Origin of the sequence: Nostoc sp. (assembly GCF_036917615.1) — a bacterium.
GTDB lineage: Bacteria > Cyanobacteriota > Cyanobacteriia > Cyanobacteriales > Nostocaceae > Nostoc.
On sequence record NZ_JBALCZ010000004.1, the window covers coordinates 1 to 26,108 of the forward strand.

Annotated in this window: 22 protein-coding genes and 3 pseudogenes; 10 read left to right on the forward strand and 15 right to left on the reverse strand. The window is 43.0% G+C overall.

All coding sequences use genetic code 11. The features are described from left to right. Positions 1–76: 76 nt before the first annotated feature. A pseudogene (locus V7K85_RS00160) lies at positions 77–640 on the reverse strand (peptidoglycan-binding domain-containing protein); the annotation flags it as partial. A gap of 325 nt (positions 641–965) precedes the next feature. On the opposite strand from V7K85_RS00160, the gene V7K85_RS00165 reads away from it, so the two are divergent. Then, the gene (locus tag V7K85_RS00165; RefSeq protein ID WP_334810645.1) at positions 966–1,658 is read left to right on the forward strand and encodes a hypothetical protein; all 693 of its coding nucleotides are present in this window, start codon (positions 966–968) and stop codon (positions 1,656–1,658) included. A 67-nt stretch (positions 1,659–1,725) separates the two neighbouring features. Here the strand turns inward: V7K85_RS00165 and V7K85_RS00170 are convergent, their stop codons facing one another. The 4 genes from V7K85_RS00170 to V7K85_RS00185 form a co-directional block, all read right to left on the reverse strand. Continuing rightward, a complete protein-coding gene (locus V7K85_RS00170) occupies positions 1,726–3,495 on the reverse strand; it encodes an NAD+ synthase (RefSeq protein ID WP_334810702.1) in 1,770 nt (589 codons plus the stop codon). 87 nt (positions 3,496–3,582) lie between these two features. Further along, on the reverse strand, positions 3,583–4,329 hold the full coding sequence (locus V7K85_RS00175) for an NUDIX hydrolase (RefSeq protein WP_334810646.1): 747 nt from the start codon (positions 4,327–4,329) through the stop codon (positions 3,583–3,585). After that, entirely contained in the window at positions 4,290–4,889 is a 600-nt protein-coding gene (locus V7K85_RS00180) for a nicotinate-nucleotide adenylyltransferase (RefSeq protein WP_334810703.1), read from the reverse strand. The genes V7K85_RS00175 and V7K85_RS00180 overlap by 40 nt, the downstream gene beginning before the upstream one ends. Before the next feature lie 4 nt (positions 4,890–4,893). Continuing rightward, positions 4,894–6,399 (reverse strand): nicotinate phosphoribosyltransferase, encoded by a 1,506-nt coding sequence (locus V7K85_RS00185; protein ID WP_334810647.1) that lies wholly within the window; start codon positions 6,397–6,399, stop codon positions 4,894–4,896. Between the two features lie 452 nt (positions 6,400–6,851). On the opposite strand from V7K85_RS00185, the gene V7K85_RS00190 reads away from it, so the two are divergent. Beyond that, complete coding sequence (locus V7K85_RS00190; protein WP_334810649.1) at positions 6,852–7,004, forward strand: hypothetical protein; 153 nt, start codon at positions 6,852–6,854, stop codon at positions 7,002–7,004. Positions 7,005–7,956: 952 nt separating this feature from the next. After that, complete coding sequence (locus tag V7K85_RS00195; protein WP_334810650.1) at positions 7,957–8,313, forward strand: hypothetical protein; 357 nt, start codon at positions 7,957–7,959, stop codon at positions 8,311–8,313. A gap of 226 nt (positions 8,314–8,539) precedes the next feature. Here the strand turns inward: V7K85_RS00195 and V7K85_RS00200 are convergent, their stop codons facing one another. From V7K85_RS00200 to V7K85_RS00230, 8 genes and pseudogenes are all read right to left on the reverse strand, one after another. Continuing rightward, on the reverse strand, positions 8,540–9,187 hold the full coding sequence (locus tag V7K85_RS00200) for a DUF938 domain-containing protein (RefSeq protein ID WP_334810651.1): 648 nt from the start codon (positions 9,185–9,187) through the stop codon (positions 8,540–8,542). A gap of 43 nt (positions 9,188–9,230) precedes the next feature. After that, on the reverse strand, positions 9,231–9,851 hold the full coding sequence (locus V7K85_RS00205; protein ID WP_334810652.1) for a Uma2 family endonuclease: 621 nt from the start codon (positions 9,849–9,851) through the stop codon (positions 9,231–9,233). Positions 9,852–9,959: 108 nt separating this feature from the next. Continuing rightward, on the reverse strand, positions 9,960–11,495 hold the full coding sequence (locus tag V7K85_RS00210) for a trehalase family glycosidase (RefSeq protein ID WP_334810653.1): 1,536 nt from the start codon (positions 11,493–11,495) through the stop codon (positions 9,960–9,962). 478 nt (positions 11,496–11,973) lie between these two features. After that, complete coding sequence (treY, locus tag V7K85_RS00215) at positions 11,974–14,766, reverse strand: malto-oligosyltrehalose synthase (protein ID WP_334810654.1); 2,793 nt, start codon at positions 14,764–14,766, stop codon at positions 11,974–11,976. A gap of 42 nt (positions 14,767–14,808) precedes the next feature. After that, positions 14,809–15,171: pseudogene (locus V7K85_RS36315) on the reverse strand (DUF3540 domain-containing protein); the annotation flags it as partial. A gap of 70 nt (positions 15,172–15,241) precedes the next feature. Continuing rightward, positions 15,242–17,104, reverse strand: coding sequence for a malto-oligosyltrehalose trehalohydrolase (gene treZ, locus V7K85_RS00220; protein ID WP_442940526.1), 1,863 nt, complete (start codon positions 17,102–17,104; stop codon positions 15,242–15,244). Positions 17,105–17,900: 796 nt separating this feature from the next. Further along, positions 17,901–18,101: a hypothetical protein gene (locus V7K85_RS00225; RefSeq protein WP_334810655.1), complete on the reverse strand. Its 201-nt coding sequence runs from the start codon at positions 18,099–18,101 to the stop codon at positions 17,901–17,903. 34 nt (positions 18,102–18,135) lie between these two features. After that, positions 18,136–18,294 carry a hypothetical protein gene (locus V7K85_RS00230; RefSeq protein ID WP_334810656.1) on the reverse strand — a complete coding sequence of 53 codons (159 nt, stop codon included), beginning with the start codon at positions 18,292–18,294 and terminating at the stop codon, positions 18,136–18,138. 233 nt (positions 18,295–18,527) lie between these two features. On the opposite strand from V7K85_RS00230, the pseudogene tnpA reads away from it, so the two are divergent. The 4 genes and pseudogenes from tnpA to V7K85_RS00250 form a co-directional block, all read left to right on the forward strand. After that, positions 18,528–18,767: pseudogene (gene tnpA / locus V7K85_RS00235) on the forward strand (IS200/IS605 family transposase); the annotation flags it as partial. Positions 18,768–18,819: 52 nt separating this feature from the next. Continuing rightward, entirely contained in the window at positions 18,820–19,215 is a 396-nt protein-coding gene (locus V7K85_RS00240; protein ID WP_334810657.1) for a zinc ribbon domain-containing protein, read from the forward strand. A gap of 80 nt (positions 19,216–19,295) precedes the next feature. After that, positions 19,296–19,580, forward strand: a complete 285-nt coding sequence (locus V7K85_RS00245) for a WD40 repeat domain-containing protein (protein ID WP_334810658.1) — start codon at positions 19,296–19,298, stop codon at positions 19,578–19,580. Next, positions 19,581–20,276 carry a response regulator transcription factor gene (locus tag V7K85_RS00250; RefSeq protein ID WP_334810659.1) on the forward strand — a complete coding sequence of 232 codons (696 nt, stop codon included), beginning with the start codon at positions 19,581–19,583 and terminating at the stop codon, positions 20,274–20,276. Here V7K85_RS00250 and V7K85_RS00255 read toward each other — a convergent pair. Next, complete coding sequence (locus tag V7K85_RS00255) at positions 20,269–20,571, reverse strand: hypothetical protein (protein ID WP_334810660.1); 303 nt, start codon at positions 20,569–20,571, stop codon at positions 20,269–20,271. The two genes, V7K85_RS00250 and V7K85_RS00255, sit on opposite strands and share 8 nt — an antisense overlap. A gap of 499 nt (positions 20,572–21,070) precedes the next feature. Beyond that, positions 21,071–21,355, reverse strand: coding sequence for an Npun_R1517 family heterocyst differentiation transcriptional regulator (locus V7K85_RS00260; RefSeq protein ID WP_138498346.1), 285 nt, complete (start codon positions 21,353–21,355; stop codon positions 21,071–21,073). 890 nt (positions 21,356–22,245) lie between these two features. Between V7K85_RS00260 and V7K85_RS00265 the strand changes: the two genes are divergently transcribed. From V7K85_RS00265 to V7K85_RS00275, 3 genes are all read left to right on the forward strand, one after another. Further along, on the forward strand, positions 22,246–22,611 hold the full coding sequence (locus V7K85_RS00265; RefSeq protein WP_334810661.1) for an NAD(P)H-quinone oxidoreductase subunit M: 366 nt from the start codon (positions 22,246–22,248) through the stop codon (positions 22,609–22,611). A 324-nt stretch (positions 22,612–22,935) separates the two neighbouring features. Continuing rightward, complete coding sequence (locus V7K85_RS00270) at positions 22,936–23,148, forward strand: hypothetical protein (protein ID WP_334810662.1); 213 nt, start codon at positions 22,936–22,938, stop codon at positions 23,146–23,148. 680 nt (positions 23,149–23,828) lie between these two features. After that, the gene (locus V7K85_RS00275; RefSeq protein WP_334810663.1) at positions 23,829–26,108 is read left to right on the forward strand and encodes a protein phosphatase 2C domain-containing protein; all 2,280 of its coding nucleotides are present in this window, start codon (positions 23,829–23,831) and stop codon (positions 26,106–26,108) included.

The window sequence follows — 26,108 nt, forward strand, 5'->3', positions numbered from 1 at the left end:
TGACAGTAATCTGCTGTCGGGCTGGATTAGCTATTTACGGACTGGTTACCGTGATTTACTAATCAACGAATCGCACGTATTGTCCAAACTGAATCCTAGCTGCTCCTTTAGGATTCATTGGATTATAAGTGTAGTACTTCCCTGGTTCTGTAGTAGCTTCCCAGTGATCTACGATTTTGGGAACACCATTTACTACTTCAATGACAATCCGCCGATCATTAAATTGATTGGGTGTATCACTATTTAAACTCCAGTTTCCATTTATACCCTCTACATAAACAATGTTGTATTCTTTTAGATTGGTGAATACCTGATAATCTTTAGATAGCAAGTATTTCACAATCCTGCTGGCAATGTCATTACCAAGTTTTAAGGGGGGTTTAGGAAGATCATCTGGTTTGGTTTCAATTAGTTTCTTGGCTGTGACTGCTCCTAAAAAGTCACTTTCTCCAGTCTTTGCTAATTCTTGAAATTTTTTGAGAGATATCACAGAAACCGGCCCAAATTTCCCATCGGCTGGAGGTTCTAGCAAATCTAAGCCGATTAACAGTATCTGAATCTGACGAGCCAAGTCTGCATCTTGTGCGATCGCCTCGAATCCCCATTTCTCATCTTTTCCCAAGAAATCTTGTAGTTTCATTATGCACCTGCTTTCATTTTCTCGGTTCTAAGTATAAACATCATTTTGAGTATTGATATTGTTTAAAACAATACTCTCACTATTGTCAAAATTTTTACTATTATATAATTTAGCACTTAAAAACTAATTCAGTATTTATACGTAGCTAGCCTTGACTTCACAAAAAGACATAAATCAGCTTCAGACTAGTTTTTGAAGCATAAAATCTCAAAAATTTTTGTGTTAAAACATTAATTATTTGTGTAAATAATTTACAAATGCTAGATAAATAAAGTTGTTTTGCCATAACTAGAAAATCAAAATTATTCTTGGGTATTCAATAAAAATGGCAAATACAATACTACTTAGTCTGCAAGAACTAAAACCAGAATATCAAAGGCTTTGGGATAGCTGCGAAATTAGGCCAGATAAACTCAGCACTACTCAAAATATAGTTGCAAAAATCAATGCAAATCGGCGTCATTACGAAGCATTACAGCAAAAAATTAATGTGCCTTGGCACTTTGTTGCAGTCATCCATAATATGGAATCTTCGCTGAACTTTGCCACGCATCTGCACAACGGCGACTCGCTAAAAAAACGCACTGTCAACGAACCATCTGGCAGACCACTAGCCGACCCGATCAAGAGCTGGCAGGAGGGATACACTTGGGAAGAAAGCGCAATTGATGCTTTGACAATGAAAGAATTCAACCGAGTCAAAGATTGGAGTTTGCCAGCACAGCTTTGGCAGCTAGAGAGATACAACGGTATTGGTTATAGAAAATACCATCCAGAAGTTCTCACACCTTACTTGTGGTCAGCGACTAACCACTACAACAAAGGCAAATATGTAGTCGATGGGAAATGGGATGCTAATGCAGTTTCTGACCAAATTGGCATAGTAGCTTTGTTAAAAGTTTTAATAAAGGAAGCAAATCTGAACATTCAACACTTCTGGTGGCGATCAAGTGACGGGGACGCAAAGACGCAAAGAGTGGGGGACGCGGAAAGTGGAGAAGATGCGATGACGCGCTAAGGTAAATTGTCCCCGTGTCCTCGCGTCTTTGTTAACCTCAACCCATCAATTTCAAGTTGACAGACTATTACTTGATTTGCGGATAAACATCTTGTCCATCCCAACAGACTAAGGTAGGTGTAGCAATGGCTTTAGTTTGGTAAGCGTTTTTGACACCAACCCAGTTACTAGCGATAGGCATTCGCCAACCAGTTCCAAAGGCGCGATCGGTGATTTTTAAACCGGGGGGTGCTTGTCGCCGTTTAAATTCAGCCCGCGCCACCATTTGGATTACTCGGTTTACAATCACCGGATCGTGACCGGCTACAACAATTTGCGCTGCTGATTGGTGATTATGAATCAGGCGTTGCAAAATATCGTCCAAAATTTCGTAAGGCGGTAGAGAGTCTTGATCAACTTGACCTGGTTTGAGTTCGGCGCTGGGTGCTTTAGTCAAGACATTTTGCGGGATGATTTCGCGTAGGCGTAGCCCGTCGTAGACATCGCGATTTAACCATTGGCAAAGTGAATATACACGGGTTTTAGGAACATCTGCAATTACTGCTAACCCGCCATTCATATCGCCGTAGAGAGTACAGTAACCGACTGCCATTTCTGACTTGTTACCGGTAGATAGGAGAAGATAGCCAAATTTGTTAGCGATCGCCATTAATAAATTACCCCGAATTCGGGATTGTATATTCTCCTCAGCCAGTCCAAACTCGGTATCTGCAAACAAATCACCTAAAGTTTGATCAAAGCCTTGCATTAACTCCCCAATTGGCAAAAGGTTAGTCTTAATCCCCAAATTTTCGGCTAATGCCACAGCATCACTGATGGAATGCTCAGAACTATAAGGGGAAGGCATGAGAACACCGAGAACATTTTCTTTACCAAGTGCAGCAGTGGCGATCGCAGCTACTATTGCAGAATCAATCCCGCCGCTTAAACCCAACACTACTTTAGAAAAGCGACACTTGCGGGCATAATCTCGGACTCCCAAAACCAAAGCTTGCCAAATTTCTTCATCTTCCGATTCATATGCAGGTGCTACAGAACCCAACTGCAAATCCCGTTGCGCCTCATCAAATTCGACTACTACTAAATCGGTGTCAAAACCACGGGCACGACAGATAATTTTACCTTGACGATTCAAGGCAAAACTACGCCCATCAAAAATTAGGTCATCATTTCCCCCAACTTGATTAGCATAAATAATTGGTTGTTGAAAACGTACTGCACTATGCCTGAGAATGGTTTCACGAAACTGCTGCTTGCTGACACTGTAGGGGGAAGCAGACAAATTTACAATCAAATCTACACCCAGAATTGCCAAGTCAGCAATCGGATTCACTGCATAACTACGTTTGCCCCAAAATTCCTCATCGTTCCATAAATCTTCGCAAATAGTTACGCCAATATGAATATTATCAAGAGTGAAATAATTAGCTTGTAATCCTGGTTCAAAATAGCGACGTTCGTCAAATACATCGTAAGTAGGCAAAAGTCGCTTGTGAAAAACTTGTTTTACCTTACCATTCTCTAACAAAGCCATACTGTTAAATAAAGTTTTACCGCCAGTAATAGACGCTTTCAGGTTCTGTTCAACAGTTCCTACCAATACAGCTAAATTTGGTGGTAAATCCTGGGCCAAGTTTTGCAAAGTGATGCCCATCGCTTCCACAAAACTAGGATTTAGTAATAAATCCCTTGGTGGATAGCCACACAAAGAAAGTTCTGGTGTCAACAACAAACGCACACCGCTAGATGCAGCGCGTTGTGCCGCCTCCAGGATTTTTTGGGCATTCAAAAGCAAATCACCAATTGTCGGATTAATTTGAGCGATCGCAATCTTCATTGTATTAGTCATTAGTCATTGGTCATTGGTCATTGATCAAGAGTCAAAATAAGTTACTCAGGATTTTCGACTCTGCAAAGTGATTAGCTAAATAAACACTAAAGGTTTATCTTTTAAGGGAGCAAAAGCTTCAGCGTCAAACTTATACAAACTAGCCGGACGACCAGCACCCCGTGATACCTTAATTCCGGTATCGCATAAAAAACCTAACTTGAGTAGACGCGCCCGAAAATTAGAATAATCGGAAAAGTTGTCACCTAAAACTGTGGCGTATAACTGATATAAATCATTCAAGGTGAACATTTCTGGCAAGACTTCAAAAGCCACCGGGCTATACTCTAATTTATTTCGCAATCGCCTGTGCCCATAGGTCAGAATTTCATTATGGTCAAAAGCTAATTGCGGCACTTGTTTTATCGGATACCAAGCTATGCCAGTCATGCGATCGGCAATTAATTCGGCTTCCTCAAATCGCACTAGGGCAAAGTAACTAACTGATAGATAACGCACACCATAACTATCGGTTGCTTCGCGTGGGTCGCGATTCGGCCCTCCAAATGTATAAAGTTGTTCTAAGTAGAGATTGTTGACCTTAATTTTCTCTGCCATAATGCGATAGGCGGCATCTTCTAAAGACTCTCCTCGACGCACCAAAGTACCGGGAAGACTCCAATGATTTAGAAATGGTTCTTGCTGTCGCATTACTAGAAGAACTAACAGCCGATTTTGTACAGTATCTACAGAAAAAATTACATTATCAACACCAACCTTGAAATCGGCCAAAGGTTGTTGGTTTAGCGGAGTTGGTATCTTTTTTTGGGAACGTCCTGGCATTTGTACAAATGCTCTCGATTAATATAGGCAACTACAGGGGCTGTGAGGGCTTGGGGATTTCCATGTTCGCGGTACGCTGTTGAGGAAACATCTAGACCGGTCAGACTTGCGATCGCAATCTTCCCTCCCAGCTTTTGGACTACCTCTGAACTAGACTCATCTATTCCATATCCCGGTCGCGGCACGATCAGTAGTTGCACTTCCTGTAACAAATCTTCAACGCGATACCAACGTGGTAGCTGACTGAGTAAATCTGAACCAATGATCAACGTCAATTCAGCCTCTTCACCCCAAGTAAGTTTCGCTTTTTCTACTGTTTCCAGTGTTCTGAAGCTACTCAATTCTTGTTCCAAAGCAATATTATGCCGTGGCGCGTTTATATCCGCAATCAACAGTTGCAGCATTGCCGCCCGATGCTCTAAGGGTGTTTGATGGGACTTAAATGGATTATCCGCTGCCCAAACCGCTACCCAATCATAACGCTCAGATAACCAACTCAGAATTTCTTCATGTCCAGCAGTTGGTGGATCGGCACTAGTACCAAACAAAGCAATTCTCATCATCTTACTTTGCGTCCTTCTCTACGTTCGCGCAGCGTGTCGCAGACAGACGCTGCGCGTAGCTTGCTTCTCCGTAGGAGTATGCGTCCTTTGCGGTAGCCTGCGGCAAGCCGCTGGTGCGTCTACGTTTCTTAGTTTCTTCAGTCAACACCCGTAACCCCTCAGAAATTTCCACCTCCACCGCCACAGGATGATCCAAACGCCGTGTCTGTTCTGGCAAACTAGCAACTGAGGCGGCGGTACGCTGACGAATTGTTGCCAAAGACTCTAGTGGTTGCACCCGTTCACCCTCCTGTACTACCAACTGCAACAAAGGTTCTTCTTCCACAGAACTTTCACCTAAGAGTCCCAGCCTGTCTGCTTTTACCTTACCTCCCGTAAAGGAGCGAAAAATCTGCTTGCGCCCTGGATAAGTAACCTTACCACTCGACTGCTTCATCACTGGGATACCATCAATGTCTACAAGTTTATAAACTCCATTTACAGGCGAACCTGTAACTAGTCGCGTTCCCAGTCCGTAACCATCAATTTGGGCCCCAGCAGTTTTTAACCTGGCAATTTCCCACTCGTCCAAATCGCCACTGGCAAAAATTGGCACACCGGGAAGGAGCGATCGCACCTGTTTTGACAAGATAACTAAATCTCCTGAGTCCAATCTCACTCCTGTTAATTGCATTTCCCCGGAATTTACTTTTTCGGCCAAGCGCTGGGCAGCAGCAACTGTATCGTAAGTATCAATCAACAATGGCGCACCCGGAAAATATCGATGAAATGCACTAAAAGCTTGTTCTTCAGTGCCTTCTATTGCTGACAACGCCATCACTAAGGCGTGTGCCATCGTACCACTTGGCTTTTGTCCTAGTTGTAGCGCTGCTAACACATTGGAAGTGGAATCTAACCCACCTGCCAACGCCGCCCGCGCCGCCCACAAAGAAGCCTGGGGACTAAATGCTCGTCTTGTACCAAATTCTAAAAGTGTTGCTGACTCCCCCGCTACATCCCGCAACCGTGCTGCTTTTGTGGCAATCAAAGTCTGGTAATTAATCGTATTCAGCAGGTAAGTTTCCACTAGTTGCGCTTGCCAAAGGGGTGCTTCCACCCGCAACAGTGGCTGATTGGCAAAGACGGCTGTCCCTTCCGGCACTGCCCAAACATCACCCGTAAACTTTCCCTCAGCTAAAAGTGACCAAAAGCGATCGCCTGCTTGAGCAAAAATTTCCGTTGCCTGTAATGCCGCAATTTGCGAAGGACTAAAGCGGATTTTGGCCAAATATTCCAATGCTTGCGTTAGCCCCATTGCAATTAAATAACCAAAACCCTCTGGCAATCGCCTGACAGACAATTCAAAGCTTGCCCGTCGTTGTTCTATTCCTTCGCCTGTGTAACAAACTGCCATCGTCAACTGGTAAAGGTCGGTCAGTAAGCTGTAGTCATCCCCAGAGAGGTTTAGTTCCTGGTTCTGCTGGCTTTGCTGTTTATGTACATAGTCCAAATCTGGCAAAGTTGTCATGCAAGACCTTCCTTACAAGAATGCTTCTTTTACTTATAGTAATATTTACCATAAATAATGTCAACTCCCGGCAAGTATATTTTAGATATTGCCGTATAACAGTAGATTCCGAGGCAAATTAATACTAACTTCATAAAATAATTAATATTTTTTAATAGTAATAATAGTAATAATGTTAATCGGACAAGGCGGCTAATGAAAAGAAATAATATCCTGTAAGGCAAGTTTGTTTACGAGCCTCTTTCCCAGACTGGGGTTGAAAAAATAGCTAAGTTACAATTAGAATTAATGAGAAAAGTTTGGCTTTTTGACAAGCTAAAGTATTGCGAAGTTATCTGAATAAACATTGCATATAATCTCAATATATTGAGAATATGAGCCACCGAAGAATATCAACATTAAAGTAATAGGTATCACTTATATAGCGACTCGAAAATAAGGAGTCAAATATCATGGCTATTTCCAACATCATTGCGAACATAACCAAGTATATTTCTGAAGCTGCAATGCGGATTTTTGGGACTAATGATGACGCTTATCCTGCTACAGGCGTACAACCTTTTACAGGTGAACCTTACGATAAGCGTAAAGATGATAATAATTAGGTGCTGAATATAAAAATCTCTGCTGATAGTAGCGGGCAAGGTGCCCGCACTACTTATTTATCGGTGTTTTATATCTCTGAAAAGATAAAAATTAAGATGCTGACCTTCAATCTTTTTCAAAGCCGCATAAACAAGGTTTTTAATATTTTCTATTCATGGTAAAAAAAAGCGTTATATAGCAATCCTATTTGATTTGTGAAAATCGCAAGACTCCGATCCCCGACTTATTAGAAAAGTCGGGGATCTCCTTTTTCACTAATAATTTAGGATTGCTATAACTTATGCCAAAAATATAAATTTAGGACTTACGCATTGATAGGAAAAACTAAATGTGTGTATGGATTTCAAGCATTAAACCCTGATTTTTTGACACTTTTTAGGCGATTGCTATTTATTAAAGAATGATTAATAGAAGCCTGAAACGACGTATTTTAGTTGATGCACAAGATAATAAATTTGTACAGGGCGTGAGTCATAAAATTTTACGAGTTTTACTAACTTGACTTATCAGCGACAAAAGATTAATATAAGCTCGTTATGAACTTCAGAGGAAGTTTTGAAAGTTTAATTTATTACTCGCGAGGGCAACTTTTAGTCGCGGCTGGACAGACAAAACCTGTCTTTGCAGATTAACAAACTCTTGATTTTGCATTAGTCCACCTCTGTGGACTTGTGTTGTGTAGTAGCGAATTATATTTGCCCAATACCCCAATACTTTTAAAACATCCTCTGATAATATTTACTTGTTTTTTATCGGGATTTTAATCTGAAAAAGTAAAGGTTTTAGCAACTCTCTCAGACTAATTTAGTAGTTTGGCAGAATGCATTTTTTATTTTTCAGACATCCTTTCATCTGGCTTGATTTGGGTAATTAAGACTACTTGCGTCTACGATTACACGTTTGTTTTGTCTATTCGAGACATTTAATCACATAGCAAAGGACTGAAAATTTATGAATGGGAAACTTTTCAAGTATTTGGGTTTACCTTGTGCTTTAATTATGCTGGGTAATACATCAGCTTTGGCTGACGATGTAACTGGTACAATTGTAGATTATCATATAAATTCAGGTAATCTAAATTCAGGTAATCCGATCGAACAAAGGGGTGTATGTCTTCAAATGAACCCTACATCACCAACTGTTAATGGTTGGGTATGTTTGTGGAAGGATAATGCTTCGTACAAAGAAATTACTGATTTACTTCTTGAGGCTTATTCGTCAAGAAAAACCTGTAGTATCACTTATTCGTACTCAAAACCGTCGATAACTTCTCTGGCAGTTATTGATTATGTACACTGCTACAATTAAGCGTTTCCACAGTTGAAACCAAATACAGGCTTTGAGTATTTCAACGGCGGACTAACATCTGTCAAGATAAAATTGATGGCGTGAATAGTTACTTAACGCCATCAATTTTATCTCAAACCTAACCCCCAACCCCTTCCCTTGTAGGGAAGGGGAGCGAAAATCAAAGCCTATGACGCCACTTGCTTCATTTTTGTCAACATATATTAGTGGACTGGCTCTCTAGGAATTATTCATTAGCAGAACGTTCAAACACTACTGAAAGATTATTTGCTGGCATTTGGTAAGTCTGTTTCAAGGTAAGATTTTGGGTGCTAGCTACTGCTACAACATCATCCAAGTTACGTACACCCCACTGTGGGTTTTGGGCGCGTAAAGATTTGTCAAAAGCTGCATTACTCGCTGCTGTATGTTCTCCACCTTGTTTAAAAGGCCCATATAAATAGAGGATACCTCCTGCTGGTAAGATCCGACCTGCCCCTGCCATTAGTCCTAGACAGGCTGACCACGATGAAATGTGAATCATATTGATGTTGACAATAGCAACAATTGGCTCCCTATTAAGCCAATCAAATGCAGGATTCTCGACTGCCCAAACTGGTTCTCTGACATCAAGCTCAAGCGGTGGATAAAGATTATAACAGCCAAAGTGTTCAGCCCATGCAGTAATGCTGGCTCGTAACTGGGGATTTGCATCTGTTGGCAGCCACGAACGAGGACTGAGCTTGGGGGCAAAAAATACTGCATGTTCGCCAGTACCACTTGCTATTTCCAATATCGTGCCACTCTCTGGCAACACTTGTAAAAGTACTTCTATAATTGGTTTGCTATTGCGCTGAGTTGCTGGTGCGTATTGTCGTGCGTCTTGTGGTGTCATCCGTATCGTTATATTATAAAATCTGACCGCATCTTATTTCATTTCACTGAATGACTGATCGCCCAGCCGTAAAAACTTGTTGTGCTGTTAGTTGCAAGTTGGGAAAGATTGAGGAAATAAGTTGATCGTTGTTTTGAAACAACTGTTTTTGATACTCATCCTCTATTAGAGTACAAATTGTTATCGTTGGCTGTTTAGGTTTGCCAATATATTCTCTGCCACCAATGCCCAGATAGTCAACAATCCAATATTCATGAACTCCCAACAAGGCGTAATCTTCAGCTTTGCGGGCGTAATCGTTTTGCCAGTTTGTGCTGACAACTTCAGCAATCAGTTTGATTGAGTTTCCTGATGTAATTACAGGTTCTTGCTGCCACAATGGTTCATTAATCAATTGAGTTTGGTCTAACACAATCACATCGGGACGAAAAGCTGTTTCTGTTCCTAATAGTTTGATTAGACAGCGATGGGGGATAAAGTAGCTCAGTTCCTGACGGTCAATTTCTACATTCAGTTTTCGTCCAATCAACGCAGATACTTGCTCGTGTGGCCCGGTTGGTTCCATCTCAATTAATTCACCATCAATTAATTCATAGCGATCACACTCACCGTAATGGCTAATAAATTCATCAACGGTTAGAACTTTTGGGGCTGATTGAACCATTGTGATTATTCCTGATGATTTGGTACAAGCCAGCTATGAAGTAATGCTTTCATTGTCGGATGCGTTATTTAAGATGAAGGCGTGATGAAAAAACTCACGCCTTTTTATTTAAACTTTTTTCCCCCAGCCTGCTAAAAGTTCCAGAATAACTCCATTTGTCCAGCCGAAGCCAACTTCGTTAGAACTATATCCAAAGCAGATTTCGTCGGAAACGTTAGCAGAACAGCGTTCAACATCGTATTTCTCGACTAGGGTGTTGTAACGCCCAAATTCCTTAATGACCATAGCCAGGAACTTGTTGGCAATGCGATCGCCTTCTGTATGATACCCATAGCGGTGAAGTCCCTGAACGGCAATTAATGTCAGTGGTGCCCAACCGAAGGGTGCATCCCACTGGTTTCCGGTGACATGAGTACTAGTAAGAATTCCTCCTGGGGCTTCAAACAAAGAGAGATTTTCCACAACACGTTTAGCTTGGGTTGGAGAAGCAATTCCCAGCCACAGGGGATAGAAGGTGGTAGCAAATTCGTAGCGGCGGCGTTTTCCACTCTGGAAGTGATAATCCAGATAAAGTCCCTGTTCTTCATCCCAGAGAAACTGATCGATGCGATCGCGGCGGATATCTGCGCGATTGCTCCATTTTTGTTCCAATTGTTCGTTCCCCAGAATATGCTTAATTTGCGCCATGTCTCGTTCAACCTGATACAGCAAACTGTTGAGGCACACAGGAGCGTAGTGGAGGATATCAGCACTGAAAGGGCCAAATCGGTTGGTGATATCAAAACCAGACTCGCGCATGGTGCGATCGCCTTTGTAAAATAGGTTGGTCAGTTCGTCAGTTTCCTGGTTGTAATAAAGACTAACGTCATAATCCTCAACTTCAAAAGTTTTATAGTACTCCTTGACGCGATCGTAGTGGCTTTTTCCTTGCTCATCCCGCTCGGAGAACAAAACTTCTGGCGCGGGGCCTTCCCCAAGAGCATAAAATCTAGATAAGCCTGTTGCGGAATTTAGGTGAGGCGGTACTACCCAGTAATAGTAAAATTGCTCTAGCAGCGGTACAATTGACTTTAACCACTCTTCATCCTGGGTGTGCTGGAATAATGCCAAAACCATCATGCTGAGAACAGGAGGCTGCGATCGCGACAGCATGTAAGTCCGGTTGGAATTGAGGATGATCCCGTAATTCTGCACCTGGTACAGCAGTTGGTCTACTTGGCTTTGCGCTAGCTCCAATTCTCCATCGTGCAAAAGTCCCAGTAATATAAAGTAGCTGTCCCAGCCATACATTTCATTAAAGCGACCACCTGGTACCACATAAGGCCCTGGTAGGTATAGTAACCCATGCTCTTTAATCGCCTCGACTTCAGGTGGCAAAGTGCGAATTTCCAGCTGTTGCATATCCTTGGGAGATAGCGATCGCTCCAACACACTCTGAATATTGGGACAATCTTCTAAAGGTGAAATGTAGACAATCCAAGGAGCGTGTGTATTGTGGTCTAGCTTGGTATCCTTTGCAGATTGCAATAAATGTTCGTGAGATCGCGTTAAGGTTTTCCAGGTTTTTTTGATATGCGATCGCACAGCATCAATCTGCGCCGTGGTAAGTGATGGTGGAGTATCGGTGTAAGCTGGAGTGGTCATAATTCATCTCAAAATTCAAAATGGGGGCTGGGGAATAGAGACTAAGGACTACGAATAGGGAGTAGCGCTGTCAAAGTGAGTCTGGCTAAGACTGCAACTTCTATTTCATTACTAGCTTAGAACTCGGAACTTCGAGATCAGTACTTGGAACTTCCAGAATTCTAAAAGAACAAGTGAAGATTTGAGTTGAACAAATATGAAATTCAACGAAGAGGCAGGGAGCAGGGAGAAATGACTCCATCCAAGATCTGACAAGCGTTGCGGAACATGGGTTTTAATCCCCCACAACAACCAAGCGTGGCTCTTGTTCAGGTAGGGTCGAATCCCCATCTGAATTATCCCCCCTGCTCCCTTGCTTCTTATTTCAATCTACATGTCACCTTGACACGGCTAAACCAGGGAGCAAGGGAGCAAGGCAGAAGAGTTTTCTCCTCTGCCCTCTACACTTTTCCCCTCTGCCTCTTTTGCCCAATACCCCTTAATCACTGACTAACAGCGCAACTGGAAAATGGGCGAGGGCTGCTGCGATCGATAATGTTTCTTGAGCCTGTAAGGATTGCTGAGTCAGGACGTTTTTCCCAGAGAAGGAAGTTCCATCGGGTAATTGCAGGTGCGTATCTTGCCATACCGACTCGCCTAAGGGATTATCTCCAGGCTGGATGAGGCTAGTTAAAAAGCGAGGCGCGATTGCGATCGCTGTTTGATTCCCCTCCCGCCGCGCAAAGGCGATAATGTGATTGGCGTAGGTTCCCTGAACTTCTAACGGTAAATAATCGCCGTCCTGGAATAATGAGACATAGTTTGTTCTGGCTTGGAGTAATTGAGCCGTTAAAAACAGTTTGATTCTGCCGTCTGTTTTTTGGCTTAGTAACTCCTGAATTAGTCCGAGAATATCTGTTTTTACCTGTTCGCGGATGGCGCTTAAGTAAGTACGTCGCTGTTCAAAATCCACGGGACGGCGATTGTCTGGATCGACTAGGCTTAGTTCCCAAAGTTCTGTTCCCTGGTAAAAGTCGGGTACACCTGGCACAGTAATTTTCAGTAGAGTTTGGGAAAGGGAATTGAAAATACCATAGTCTGCAATCCGCTGTTGAAAGGGACGAAAGGCTTCTAGAAATTCCCTGGAGATGGAAGAGTCGAGTACCTTGTCAATAAAGGAGGTACAAGCTTCTTCATACTCGCTATCAGGTCGTAACCAAGCTGTATGGACTTTCGCTTCTCTAATTGCCTTTATTATATAGTCTTTCACCCGTTCTACGAAGGATGCATGTTCATGTTCCTCAAAGGGAAACGCTCCCACCAGGGTTTGATAGATAAAATACTCATCGTTGCGATCAGGCATAGCTAACTCGTGGCGATTGCTACGATGTCCTTGATTCATCGCGCTCCAGGTATTTACCTGCTGCTCCCACTGATCGGGGATTTCTGAGAGGACATTCAACCTGGCCCGCACATCTTCGCCGCGTTTGGTGTCGTGGGTGGCTGTGGTGTTCATGGTGTGCGGCCAGGTTGCTTGGTGTTGTTGATTAAAGGCATGAAATTTGGTTACTGGAATCCCAAAATGACCAGGATTACCTCCTACTTCATTCAGCGACAGCAACCGATTGTAAACATATAATGTGGTGTCTTCTACGCCTTTCGCCATTAGCGGGCCGCTGTATTGCTGCATTCGCAAGACAAAATATATCCACTGTTCGCGTTCTGTTTGAGTCAGAGAATTATCAAACTCTAGCAGCATTAACTTTTCAATAAAGGTCAATTCATGATGCAACAGGGGCGTTTCTTTTTTGGCTTGGCGAATTACTTCTTGAATAGTAGCGCGATCGCTATCTCCAATTCCATCGGGTGTAATATAGGTGCGGTAAATCGGGAACAGTGTCAAAACTTCAGCGATCGCTCTTTTTAATCCATTCAGTGTGAAATCATTGCCATAACGATATTTGCTAGAAATATTTTTTAATAAAACAGCCAGATTGTCAATATCACCTGCTAAATTCTTTTCCAGTATCAGGTGCTTTTTATCCTTCACCACCGATGCATAATCTACTCTTGAGCCGATAAAGTTCTGGTATATTTTATCGAACTGCGATTTATTTTCCGTTTGACAAAATACACCATTTACATAGTTCAAAAAGTCATATCCAGATGTACCTTCAATTCCCCAATTTTCTGGCAAATCTTCCGTGAGTTCTAAAATCTTCTCGACCGTGATGTAAACATCACCCGTCTTTTCGCGTAGCCTTTCTAGATATTGGATTGGGTTATAAAGTCCATCAATATGATCAATGCGTAAACCTGTAAATATCCCTTCTTCAACCAGCTTTTGAATTAGGCTGTGGGTATTATTAAAAACTCGCAGTTCTTCGACTTTAACGGAAATCAGTTCATTGACAGTAAAGAAACGGCGGTAGTTCATTTCTTCCGCCCCAACCTTCCAGAAGGCGAGACGGTAAAATTGGTCATTCAGTAAATCATCTAGCAGGTTAAAGCTTTCTGAATTGCCTGGTTCTCCGTTGAAAGTTTGGATATTTTCGTCGATGAACTCGCGGATAGCATCGTTTGTGGTGTAGAGTTCCCAAACCAATCCTTTAATAAATGCGATTTGGTCTTGTCGCTGTTTTCCCGCAACCTCTGAGGGGACATTTTTGAGAATGTAGAGAATACCCAATAGCTTAATAAAATCGGGGTGATTGCGTCCCAGTGTGCGCGTGAGTTTACCCAGATTCTGAGTGATAACTTTTGTGTAAGAATCTAACCGCAACGGCAGTTTCAAGCTGTAATAGTTTACACTTAAACCGTTTTGTTCATATTGTAGTTGAATATCTCCATTTTCCAAGGATACACCGTAGAAGTCTCCCAATAGCGGCGCTAGGATTCCCTCTTGGCGATCGCCAAAGGGAGCATTCCAAGAAAGGTCGAAGTAGTCGGTATAGCTGGAATCTGGGCCGTGTTCCAAGATATCCATCAAGTAAGGGTTTTCGCTGGTATAGGCCATGTGGTTTGGCACAATATCTTGTAACCAGCCCATACCAAGGGATTGGACTTCGCCAACTAATGTATCAAAGGACTCATTAGTTCCTAGTTCTGGATTAAGTTGATTGGCATCTACTATATCGTAGCCGTGCGTACTCCCAGATCGTGCCTTGAAAATGGGGGAGGCATATAAATCGGAAATACCTAAATCTGCCAAATAAGCTGCGATCGCTTTAGCGTTGTCAAAGCCAAACTCAGGTGTAAACTGAATTCGATAAGTTGCGGTGGGAATTCGCATAAGTTTGTTGTTTCTAATGGGAGGTGGGGCGATACAGTTCGGTTAACATGTTTGTCTCTCGAAGATCCCCCCAACCCCCCTTAAAAAGGGGGGCTTTTTTTTTCTGATCTTTACCCCCTTTTTAAGGGGGTCGCCGCAGGCGGGGGGATCTGATCTGAAACCTATTGAGAGCTGGGGGAGTTTGAGCCTTTTAGCTCGAATGTTGAGCCTTTTAGCTCGAACGTTGAGCCTTTTAGCTTGAACGTTGAGCCTTTTAGCTCGAACGTTGAGCCTTTTAGCTTGAACGTTGAGCCTTTTAGCTTGAACGTTGAGCCTTTTAGCTTGAACGTTGAGCCTTTTAGCTTGAACGTTGAGCCTTTTAGCTCGAACGTTGAGCCTTTTAGCTTGAACGTTGAGCCTTTTAGCTCGAACGTTGAGCCTTTTAGCTCGAAACTTGAGGTTATGAGGCTGAAACTTTAAGTTCTAACTCTCCCCCTCATTCCCTTTCATACAGGACTATACTAGTAGCTTTTATTCTCACTTCTTGTCCCACAGACAGATGTTCAGCGGCTTCAGAACCAGTCCCAGACCATGAGGTATCTGCTGAGTCTAATAGCTTATGAGCATTTTGCTCAAATGGCAGAGCCACTGTCACTGCCGACGAATTGAAATTCATCACAAATATTAGTTCAGTTGATTCGCACCAACGACGCACGATGACCAACTCCTTCTCTTTATTGCTAGTCGCTTGGATGAAATTGCGGTCTTGATTCAAAAGGGCTGGATGCGTCTTGCGTAAATTAATTAAGTGGCGATACCAATTCCACAGAACTTTGTGCTTACCTTCATTGCGTAATTGCCAATTGAGTTTAGACTTTAGGAAAGTTTCTGCCGATTCCGGATCTGGGGGATCATCTGCGTAGTGAAATGCTTCAAATTCTTGTTTACGTCCAGCTCGAACTAATTGAATTAAATCAGGATCGGAGTGACTGACAAAGTAAATGAAGGGTGCTGTTTCTCCGTATTCCTCTCCCATGAACAACAGGGGTAAGTTGGGCGACAGCAGCACAGCGCCGGCGGCTAACTTTAATCCTTCAAAAGAGATCCGCTGGGTAAGGCGTTCTCCTTTCATTTGATTGCCGATTTGATCGTGATTCTGAATGCAGACAGAAAATTGTGATAAAGGGCGATCGCGGCAAGATACGCCATGAAATCGCTTACGGTGTGGTGCGTATTTCCAATCGTAGATAAAAGTATCTTCATAAGCTTTCGCCAACTGAGCAGTTTGCCCAAAATCTTGATAATATCCTTGGCGATCGCCTGTTAAAAGTGCGTGTAATGCATGGTGGAAATCATCACTCCACTGAGCATCAAGTCCATATCCACCTAATTCCACCGGACGAATTATTTGCGGATTATTCATATCACTTTCGGCAATTAAATGGCGTTTCCATTTTTGCCCTTGTTGTGAAAAATGATGAACAGCTTCTGCCAGTTCCCATAAAAAGTGCTTGGCTCCCAAGTCATAAATTGCTTGAGTGGCATCCAGCCGCAATGCATCAATGTGAAACTCACCCAACCAGTAAAGCGCATTTTGAATAAAATAGTTTCGCACACCCTGACTATGGGCATCGTCAAAATTCAGCGCATCGCCCCACGGCGTTTTATAGGTTTTAGTAAAGTAGGGCGCGAACTGCGCCATATAATTACCTTCTGGGCCAAAGTGGTTATACACCACATCCAGCACTACGGCGATATCGTGTTGGTGGCAAGCATTTACCAGTTGCTTAAGTTCAGCTGGGCTACCGTAGGAATTTTGGACAGTAAAAGGGTAAACGCCATCATAGCCCCAGTTGCGATATGTCAAAGAAGCTTCAACATGGGTGTCTCCCGGAAACTGGGAGATGGGCATGATTTCAATGGCGTTAATTCCCAATTCCCTCAGTTCCGGTAAGCGGGGAATAATGGCGGTGAAATTTCCTTCAGGCGTGAATGTGCCAACGTGGAGTTCATAAAAAATCAGCGACTCCACAGGAACGCCAGTCCATCCTTCATCAGTCCACTCAAAGTGTTGATCAACAATTTGAGACGGCCCATGTACCCCTTCAGGTTGATACTGCGACGCCGGATCAGCAAAGGTATCTTGGCCATTCAAGACATACTGATAAAGCGTGCCTGGATACACATCGTTGACTTTTATCTGCCAGTATCCCTCAGACTGAGGCTTGAGCGGAATTAACTGCTGTTCTGGCGTCATAATTTTTACAGTGACGCTATCTAGTAGCGGAGACCAAACTGTAAACTCACACTCTCCGTTACCCAAGTAGTTAGCACCAATCTTCACGCAGTATCCTCCCATCAGTTCAGTTTGTTGTGCCGAATTGTGGCGCGATGGCGTATCGCAAATGTCATTGATTGCACAATGTTTACAAACACGCCAGATAGCATAATGGTTGGTCTACCAGACTTTTTGCTAGCACCTGGAGGCGGATTTTTTACCAAAACAAATTCAGTCTAATGACAAATTTAGTTAGAACACCCTCGTTAAGAGCCTCCGACTGGGAATGTCCTCTGTGAGGCTCTGCCTTCCAAATTCGCGGCAGCAGCCCAATAGTATTTCCCGCCTCTAGCTGGAAACGAGGTTTTAAAGGGGTTTTGGCTTAAGTTGATTGACACTAATGACTAGAAAGAAAAAGGTACAAGCCCACTTCGGCTAGCGAGCGTGCATCGCCTAAATTTATTTATGGAAAATAAAAAAATGTATTTCGAGACACGTAGTACAAGAAATACTACTTCAGTTGACTCAGAGCAACTAAATAAATAATGATGTTGTTGGCGAATTAACAGGGGGTATTACCAGTCTGGTGATTATCTGTCACTGAGGTTACACTTTCTGACATTGGCGATCATAATAACCCAAGTTGCGGGTTATGCGACAGAGGAGTGCGAAGCATCCACAGAATCATGCGATCGCATGAAAAATGTTTCGGTTACATGCTTAGGTAACTGAAACATCTAGTCTGATTACAAGTGTTAAAATGATCATAGTAGTGCGATTGCTGCACCAAAGGCGATCGCTATCTTGATTTTTGGCAATCAGCTTGGGACCTATTTGCCATAATCACCGCGACTATTAGTCAAAAATAGAAATTACTCTAATACTTGTGACTCTGAACATCGGCTTTGTCGGTTTTGCGATTGTAAAGAGCTTTGGGAAGTACCTCTAACTTGATAAATACACTTGAGGCAAAATCTCGTTCAGAGTCTGCTAGTATTTCAAGGGCTTTTTCGGATATATCCCCCGCACCACGCGCTGCTGTAACTAGTACTCCAGCATCAATAAAAGTTATCTTCATTCACCTATATCTTGTAACCCACCTCGCCGACTAACTATCGCACTCGTCTGGTGGTACTGCTAGGTATGGGTGGTATGGGCAAAACCGCACTTTCGGTGAAACTGGCAGAATAGTTACAGGGAGAATTTGAGTATGTCATTTGGCGATCGCTGCGGCACGCACCTTTTTTCCATGACAAGCTGACGGACTGCATCAAAATTCTTTGTGATCAACTTATCACATTGCCTGCTGACCCTCACGAGCAAATCACCTGTTTAATTGAGTCCCTTCGGAAATCTCGCTGCTTGCTGATTCTAGATAATTTTGACCAGAAGGCGAGACGCAAGCCCCTGGCTTTAGACATGGGGATAAGTCGGGGGCGGCTTCAGCCGCATTGAAAAGGTATACCACTTGTCTTAATCTTTAAAATAGTTATATAGCTCAATAATGAGTCAAAAATACAAGTCAAACAGCAATATTACCTATTCCTGTAAATACCATGTTGTCTGGTGTCCTAAGTACCGAAGGAAAGTTTTAATTCAGGGTGTAGACGTTCGTCTCAAAGCTATTTTGCAGGAAGTAGCTACCGAGTTTAAAAGTGAAATTATTGAGATGGAGATAATGCCCGACCATGTTCATATCTTGGTAGAGGTAGATCCTCAATTTGGGATTGCAAAACTAATTCGATAAAGGACAACGCCAAAACATTAACTTAGGGAGTAAAACAAATCAAAAGTTTGTGCAAATTCCGACGGCACGACTTAAGGATAGGATTGCCGGATTGTGTCAATACTATGGGATTCAATTCGTAGAGACTGAAGAATCATACACCTCTAAATCATCTTTTCTTGATAACGATCTGCTACCTACTGTCGGCGCAAAACCCGAAGGGTGGCAACCATCAGGGAAACGGATTAATCGTGGGTTGTACCGGACAGCATTTGGACATAAAATCAACGCAGATTGCAACGGTAGTGCCAATATTATTAAGAAAGTAGCGGTAAAGTTGGGACTAGCTCTCGACGGAATCAGTAGGGTGTCTTTGTCCGCGCCATTGAAAGTTCGTTTATGGACTCTTCAAGAATCCCCGTCCCTTGAGGGCTGGGGAGTGTCAAACGCTGTTGCAACATGGTAGGCAAACAGGCTGTTATCAGGAGGGCTATGAATCCTACGGTGAACTTTTGTGGCGATTAGGAGAAACTGGGCATCAAAGCTGTGTTCTGCTCACCAGTCGGGAAAAACCTGCCCAAGGGTGATCAGCACTGGATAAAAGCGATCGCCTTTAGCCCAGAGGGACAAAGATTAGTCAGTCCCAGTTTTGATCAAACTGTGAAACTGTGGGATGTACATACTGGAGTGTGGGTATGTTTCAGGTTAAAGCTTGACCGAGGCAGAGATGTCAACTTTAAAAGCTTTGGGGGCGGTAGAGGTGAATTCAGGTTGTTCAATGACTGTCAACTTTCGCTAAATTGGAAAAAGGTAAACTTAAGGAAATTTTAAATGTCAGCACAATTGTTACTGGTGGATGATGAACCAGGCATACGGGAAGCCGTGAAAGACTATTTGCAAGAGAGCGGTTTCAGCGTTCAAGTCGCCAGTAACGCCCTTGAAGGTTGGGAATGGATGCAGCTAAATACGCCTGATTTAGTGATTTCCGATGTCATGATGCCTCAGGTGGATGGCTATCAGTTCCTTAAGCAACTACGGGAAGACCCCCGCTTCCAAGCGGTCCCAGTAGTATTTTTAACTGCTAAAGGTATGACAGGCGATCGCATCCAAGGCTATCATGCTGGTGTTGATGCCTATCTACCCAAACCCTTCGATCCAGACGAGTTAGTGGCTATAGTCGAAAATTTGCTAGCCCGTCGCGCCGCTAAGGCCGCAAGTACGGGAGATGAGGTTGAAACCCCTGATATTGCTGAACTAGCCAATCAAATTGCCCAAATTAAGGCATTGTTAACTCAAAGAAATGCCATTTCCCAATCGCCAGCCCCTTTCAAAATTGATTTGACTCCCAGAGAACAAAGTGTTTTAAACTTGGTCGCTGAAGGGTTGATGAACAAAGAAATCGCCCGACGCTTGGAAACCAGCGTCCGCAATGTAGAAAAGTATGTCAGCCGTTTGTTTAGTAAAACTGGCACCAATAGCCGTACAGAGTTAGTTCGTTTTGCTCTAGAACACGGTCTTGCTAAATAGGAATGGGCATTGGGGAAGCAGTGCGGTCTTCTGCCTTGGCGCTAGCCTCTCCCTTTGGGAGAAGGGGAGACGCCCGCCGTAAAATGCCCGTAGGGCTGTAGGGCGATAGCGGAGCGTTAGCGAGTCCGCGTTCGCGCAGCGTCTCGTAGAGAGCGTCTGGGGTTTCCCCAAGTGGAGCAACTGCCGTCATTGGGCCTTGGGCACTTGTACTGAGCGTAGTCGTAAAGCCTGCGGCATAGCTACGCTTAGGGCGCAGCCTCTCGTAGAGAAGTATTGGGCATTGGTTATTCTCCATCTCTCCCTGCTCCCCCGCTCCCCCTGCTCCTGGGTAATTGGTAATAGGTAACTGGCTGCTAAACCATGACCTATTACCAGTAATAGATAAAACATAAGTATTTCAGCAAATCAGGCACTTAGCTAAAGCAAAAAGCTAAAAGAAAGGTTATTTATTTTTACTTTGGTCTTTTAGGTTTTCATTTGATTTGCACCTGTTGTCCAATTCCCCATCTGTAAAGACACAGGGTTTTGTTATTCCTGCAATGTTCTGATAAAAACTCGGTAAAATGCACCCGGCTGAATTTGCTCTCAGATTCTACCAGTACCCTTTGCTACAAAGTTTTTAATAGCGGAAACTATTCCTGGGACTTTGTGCTGCTAAATAAGACTTTCACAAAGTAGAAATCACAATATTTTATGAATTCTACTTGCTGCTTAGTTTTTATTGCAACGGGGGTATGGGATCAACATTTGATTTGATGCCCAATTCACGTTTTGCCACTATTCAAATTACACCTTTAAGTTTGTGGATTTTCAGCAGCATTACGCAAGCGCATTAGCTGGCGTCGCATTTGAGGTGAGGCTTTGAACTCGGACACTTCCTGGGCTTTGACGGACGCTTGCAGCGTCTCTAGAAAGTCGTCAGAACCCTCGGTCAAGGCATCAAGTAGCACCTGTAAGAGCTGCTCGCGATCGCCCAATAGACTCTTTTCCTCAATCAACCGGAATTTGAGATGTATTTCGCACTCATAAACACCTACTTCGAGATTATTTATCTGGCGTGGTAATGCTTTGGAGTTCATAGCTATTGAGATTCCTTTACTTGGTGGTCATGAGGGTAAGGAGGTAGAAGTCCAGCAAAATTCTTTATATCTTTTTTGAATCCAAAGTGCTTGACTTGAGAATTTTTCTTCATCAATCACCTTTGTATTCCATTTCACTCTCCTGTGCTTTATTTTAAAGCTAGATTTTCACTGTCTAGATTTTGATGTGACTGTGCCAGATATAGCTTATGGTAAGCCATAACTATTATTCAGTTTTTAAGATTCTACACAATAAAGTTTCTGTAAGAAGTTGTTCGACCTTTTTAAAGCTTTTTACATCAACTTTATGTTAACGGCAATTACAGTTTCACTTGTTACTTTGATTTTAGTGTTTATACGTAAGTAAAACCCCGTAATTTTTTTGAGTTTATTAAAGCCAGAGGTCGATGTAGCGCTATTCCGTAAAATTACTAGATGTACGTTTTTTTCAGCAGCAAATTCAGAATAAATTTCTGAGTATAGTTATTAAGGAAAAAACTTTTGTTCTCCATAAAAAAATGTACACAGATCAAATTATTCCTGCCGAGTGCCTTACCCTACCGTCTTTTGGGCTTGATTGAGTACAAAAATCTTAGCAGTAGGTAAAAGAAACACACCGCTTAGACTTATTTATATGCCCCAAATAAAAACACTCTACCCAGTAATTTTTACAGAAAAATAATTTAACTACTGTCAGTACTAGCAACTAGATCCGTCTTCAACTCCTAACAGAAGTAGTAAGTTAATCAGTCCTACTGATATTTTTACTTATGCCGATTCAATATACCCTTTTGAAACTGCGTTCAAAGCTTGTAAATTGAGAGCATTCAAGCTCAGATATAACGTTTACAATAATTTCAGTGTAATCCACCCAAATCTTACACCCTTTTATGGATAACCCGATGCTGCTCAAGTCCACAACCCGGCATGTCCGCATTTTTGCAGGCGAAATTGACCGGGATGGCGACCTGGTTCCCAGTGAACAGGTCTTAACGTTAGATGTTGACCCAGACAACGAATTTAACTGGAATGAAGATGCGCTGCAAAAGGTTTACCGAAAATTTGATGAACTAGTAGAAGCATCTAGTGGCGCAGACCTTACAGACTATAACTTACGTCGTGTTGGGTCAGACTTAGAGCATTATCTGCGATCGCTCCTGCAACTGGGCGAAATCAGCTACAATCTCTCTGCCCGTGTTACCAATTACAGTATGGGAGTCCCCCAAGTTGCAATTGACGACAAATCAATAAGCTAAAGAGTTGATAGCGGGCTGGCTGAACCCTTCTGTGTCAACTTACAGCTATTTTCATTAGTACCGAATACCTCGTTCCCAGCCTCTGGCTGGGAATGCCCTATGAGAATATTGATTGATTTTTATTTTCAACAGTTAGATGCAACCCTGATAGACTAATTATTTTTATTTAGCAAGAAAAAATTTTAATTTACGAGAGTTATTAATCTCAAAGTCTCAAGCCTAGTAGTCAACAAAACCAATAATTCTCAGTCGAGTTAGAAAAATATATTTACTTCGTTAATTTAGGTTTAGTCCTCTAATGATTGGCTTAACCAACCACTAATATTGTTTCAAAGCCTGCTGCTGACAGGTGCGGTTGTTCTTTTGATTAGCACTCCTGCTACATCTAAGGAAGTACCAAAGGATGGAATAGGTGAATCTTTTACCCAGGCGGTAGGGAAATCTAGATTAGATCAGAAGGTTGCAGTTAAAGATAAAGAATTTGCGATGCCTGCTTTAGGCATTGTATCGAGCGGAAAGTGCCGCGAGATACGTTAAATCAAAGCTCGGAGTAAGCGGCTCTAGCCCTTGAGAACCTTATATAGAGCGATAAATCGCTCACTACGAACAGAAGTTTTATCTGACATTTAATTACATCTACCTAATTACCTGTGGCTAAAGGTGGCTCTGACGACAAACAGAACCATTATGCACTTACACAAAGCGTGTCACAAGCAGGTACATTCCAAATCCCAGTATAACTGCCTTGAAGCAAGGTTTAAGCCGTGTGATTGGAAACTAATCATGCACGGTTCTTAGGGGAGAGGCGAGGGGCGATCCTCAAACCTTACCCGCTCTGATCTTAATTCTTAATTAAAGTTAATTGTTGCTATCCTACTTATAAACTAAATAAATACCAACATTATCTGCTTGTTGATGATCGGGTAATTAAACAAAAGCAAATAGCGCAGTTATGCTTGGGTTATGCTTTGGTAACAGGGTTGGAGTTAGTTGCTTTGGCGATGGAGAGTCACAGGACAATAGAAGCTATGATGAGGCTGTAGGGTTGACTTAGGAGCGTATTCTTTGGATAAGTAAGTATTAGCACCTGCTGATATCCGCCAGCTAAAATCATCATCTAAAGTCTGGATATGTCAAGTTTAAGAAAGATGAGCGGTCTAGATTGTCCCTACTAATGCTATTAAAGAAATTGCCAATCGCTGATCGGTGCGAAAACTATGGAAAATGACGCGGCAACGCTCTACTGTCCAAATGAAAATTGTCAGGCTGCCAACCCCCTGACCCACAAGTTTTGCCAGCGATGTTCCACGCCCCTACCCAAAAATTACCTCTGGGCTGTGGTAGATGGCCCGAGTGTGGGTAGCCCTGGACAAATATTAGCCGATCGCTATTTAGTCCTTGATAAATTTGTTCTTTTAGATACGAAGCCTGGTTTATTAGCGCTAACGCCTGAGTTAGATAATTTCCAGCCTCTAAAAGCTTACCTGAGACTCATTCCCTACCGCTTACATGTACCGCAGGTATATGGAGTGCTTTTTCTAGCTGAGGGTTCCTCCCATCGAGAAATATTACTCTTAGAAAAACCGCCACTATTAGTAGATGACACAATCCAACAAGTGCATTTGGGCAGCGAGTTAACCACCGCTTGGCGTGATGCAACATCGATGCGCCAACTCAATTGGTTATGGCAAATAGCTCATCTGTGGCAACCTCTTGTCAGTGAAGGTGTCGCCTCAAGCTTGCTTGACTCCTATGTATTACGGATAGAAGGATCATTAGTACGTTTGTTGGACTTGCGTTTCGACGCCGCAACATCACCAGAATTGCCCCAATTAGGTAAATTTTGGCAGCAGTTGGTCAATGATGCCAAACCAGCTATAGCTAAATTTGTTGAGCAAGTTAGCCTTTCCTTAATTCAGGGAGAGATTAATTCAACCGATCAATTAATTGGAGTTTTAGATGGGGGACTGGCACAATTAGGGCGATCGCAAACACCCACGATCAAAATTATCACCAAAACCGACACTGGGCCAAGTCGCCAACGTAACGAAGATGCCTGTAGCCCTCCCAGTGGAACTCTGGTGAGCAAACCACCCCAGCCAACAGCCTTAGCAATTGTCTGTGATGGCATCGGTGGACACGAGGGCGGTAATGTCGCCTCAAATTTAGCCATTGAAACGATCCAGCAGCAGGTACAGCAACTAACAAAAGTTCCCTACGACCACATAGACCCCTCACTGCTGCTGAATGACCTAGAAAAGGCAGTGGCAATTGCCAATGACAAAATTAGTCAGCGCAATGACGGTGAAAATCGCCAAGGGCGTCAACGCATGGGCACGACTTTAGTAATGGCATTGTCTGTTGCACACGAAATGTACATTACCCACGTTGGCGATAGTCGTGCTTACTGGATTACACGCCACGGCTGTTATCAAGTTACCCTCGACGATGATGTCGCCTCCCGCGAGGTGCGGCTAGGCTATGCCATTTACCGCGAGGCTGTACAACAGAGTGCTGCTGGCTCTCTGGTCCAAGCTTTGGGCATGGGGCCCAGCACTTTATTGCATCCCACATCGGGACGGTTTATGCTCGATGAAGATGCTGTTTTTCTGCTCACATCCGATGGTTTGAGTGATTTTGATCGGGTGGAGGAGCACTGGGAAACAGAAATCTTGCCGATTCTAGTTGGAGAAGCAAATATAGCAAATGTTGCGGATAGATTAGTCGAAATCGCTAATGCTAAGAACGGACACGATAATGTCACCGTTGCTTTAGTCCACTATCAAGTCCAATACTGGGAACCAGAGATCACGATCAAAGCCGTCATTTCAAACAGTTATTCAGCAAAAACTGTTGACTTCGCGTCTAGAGCAGCAGATGCGACACTTTTAGGTAGCCCAAACCACAAAACTCAGGTCATTACCGACAAAGAGCCGGTCAAAACTCCCAGTTTACCGTTACAGTGGATAGTTCCGTTAATATTTGTGGTAGCAGCAGGTTCTTTGGGATTGTTCGTGAAGCAACTGCGATCGCAATCATGGCCATTTCCAATTTTTTCTAATCCGACACCAACTCCAAACCCTACCATCCAAGCGACACCCACACCACGATCGCTTGCTAACCTTTCTCCTGGTTGGGTAATAAAAACCAACAATGAAATCTCCTTGGGAAACAACCAATCGCTTCCCCGTGGGACTTATTTAGAAGTTATTGAGAAAAGATCAAATCCCAAACCTGCTTCTGGTGATTTTTCGGTGTATATGCGAGTCTGTGCCAATAAAAGCACACAAATTCCAGCTAATACTAATAACCCAGCAGTAACTTCCTCAGTTTTACCAAATTCAAAACCTTTGCCAGCAACAGAGAAACCAGTATTGCTGGACTTGTCCCAACTGAACCGTTTTGGCGTATATGTTTTACAATCAGACGCACCCAATCCATGTAGAACTGTCAGGCAACCGCCAGTTATTCAACCACCTGGCACTAGTCCAACTTAG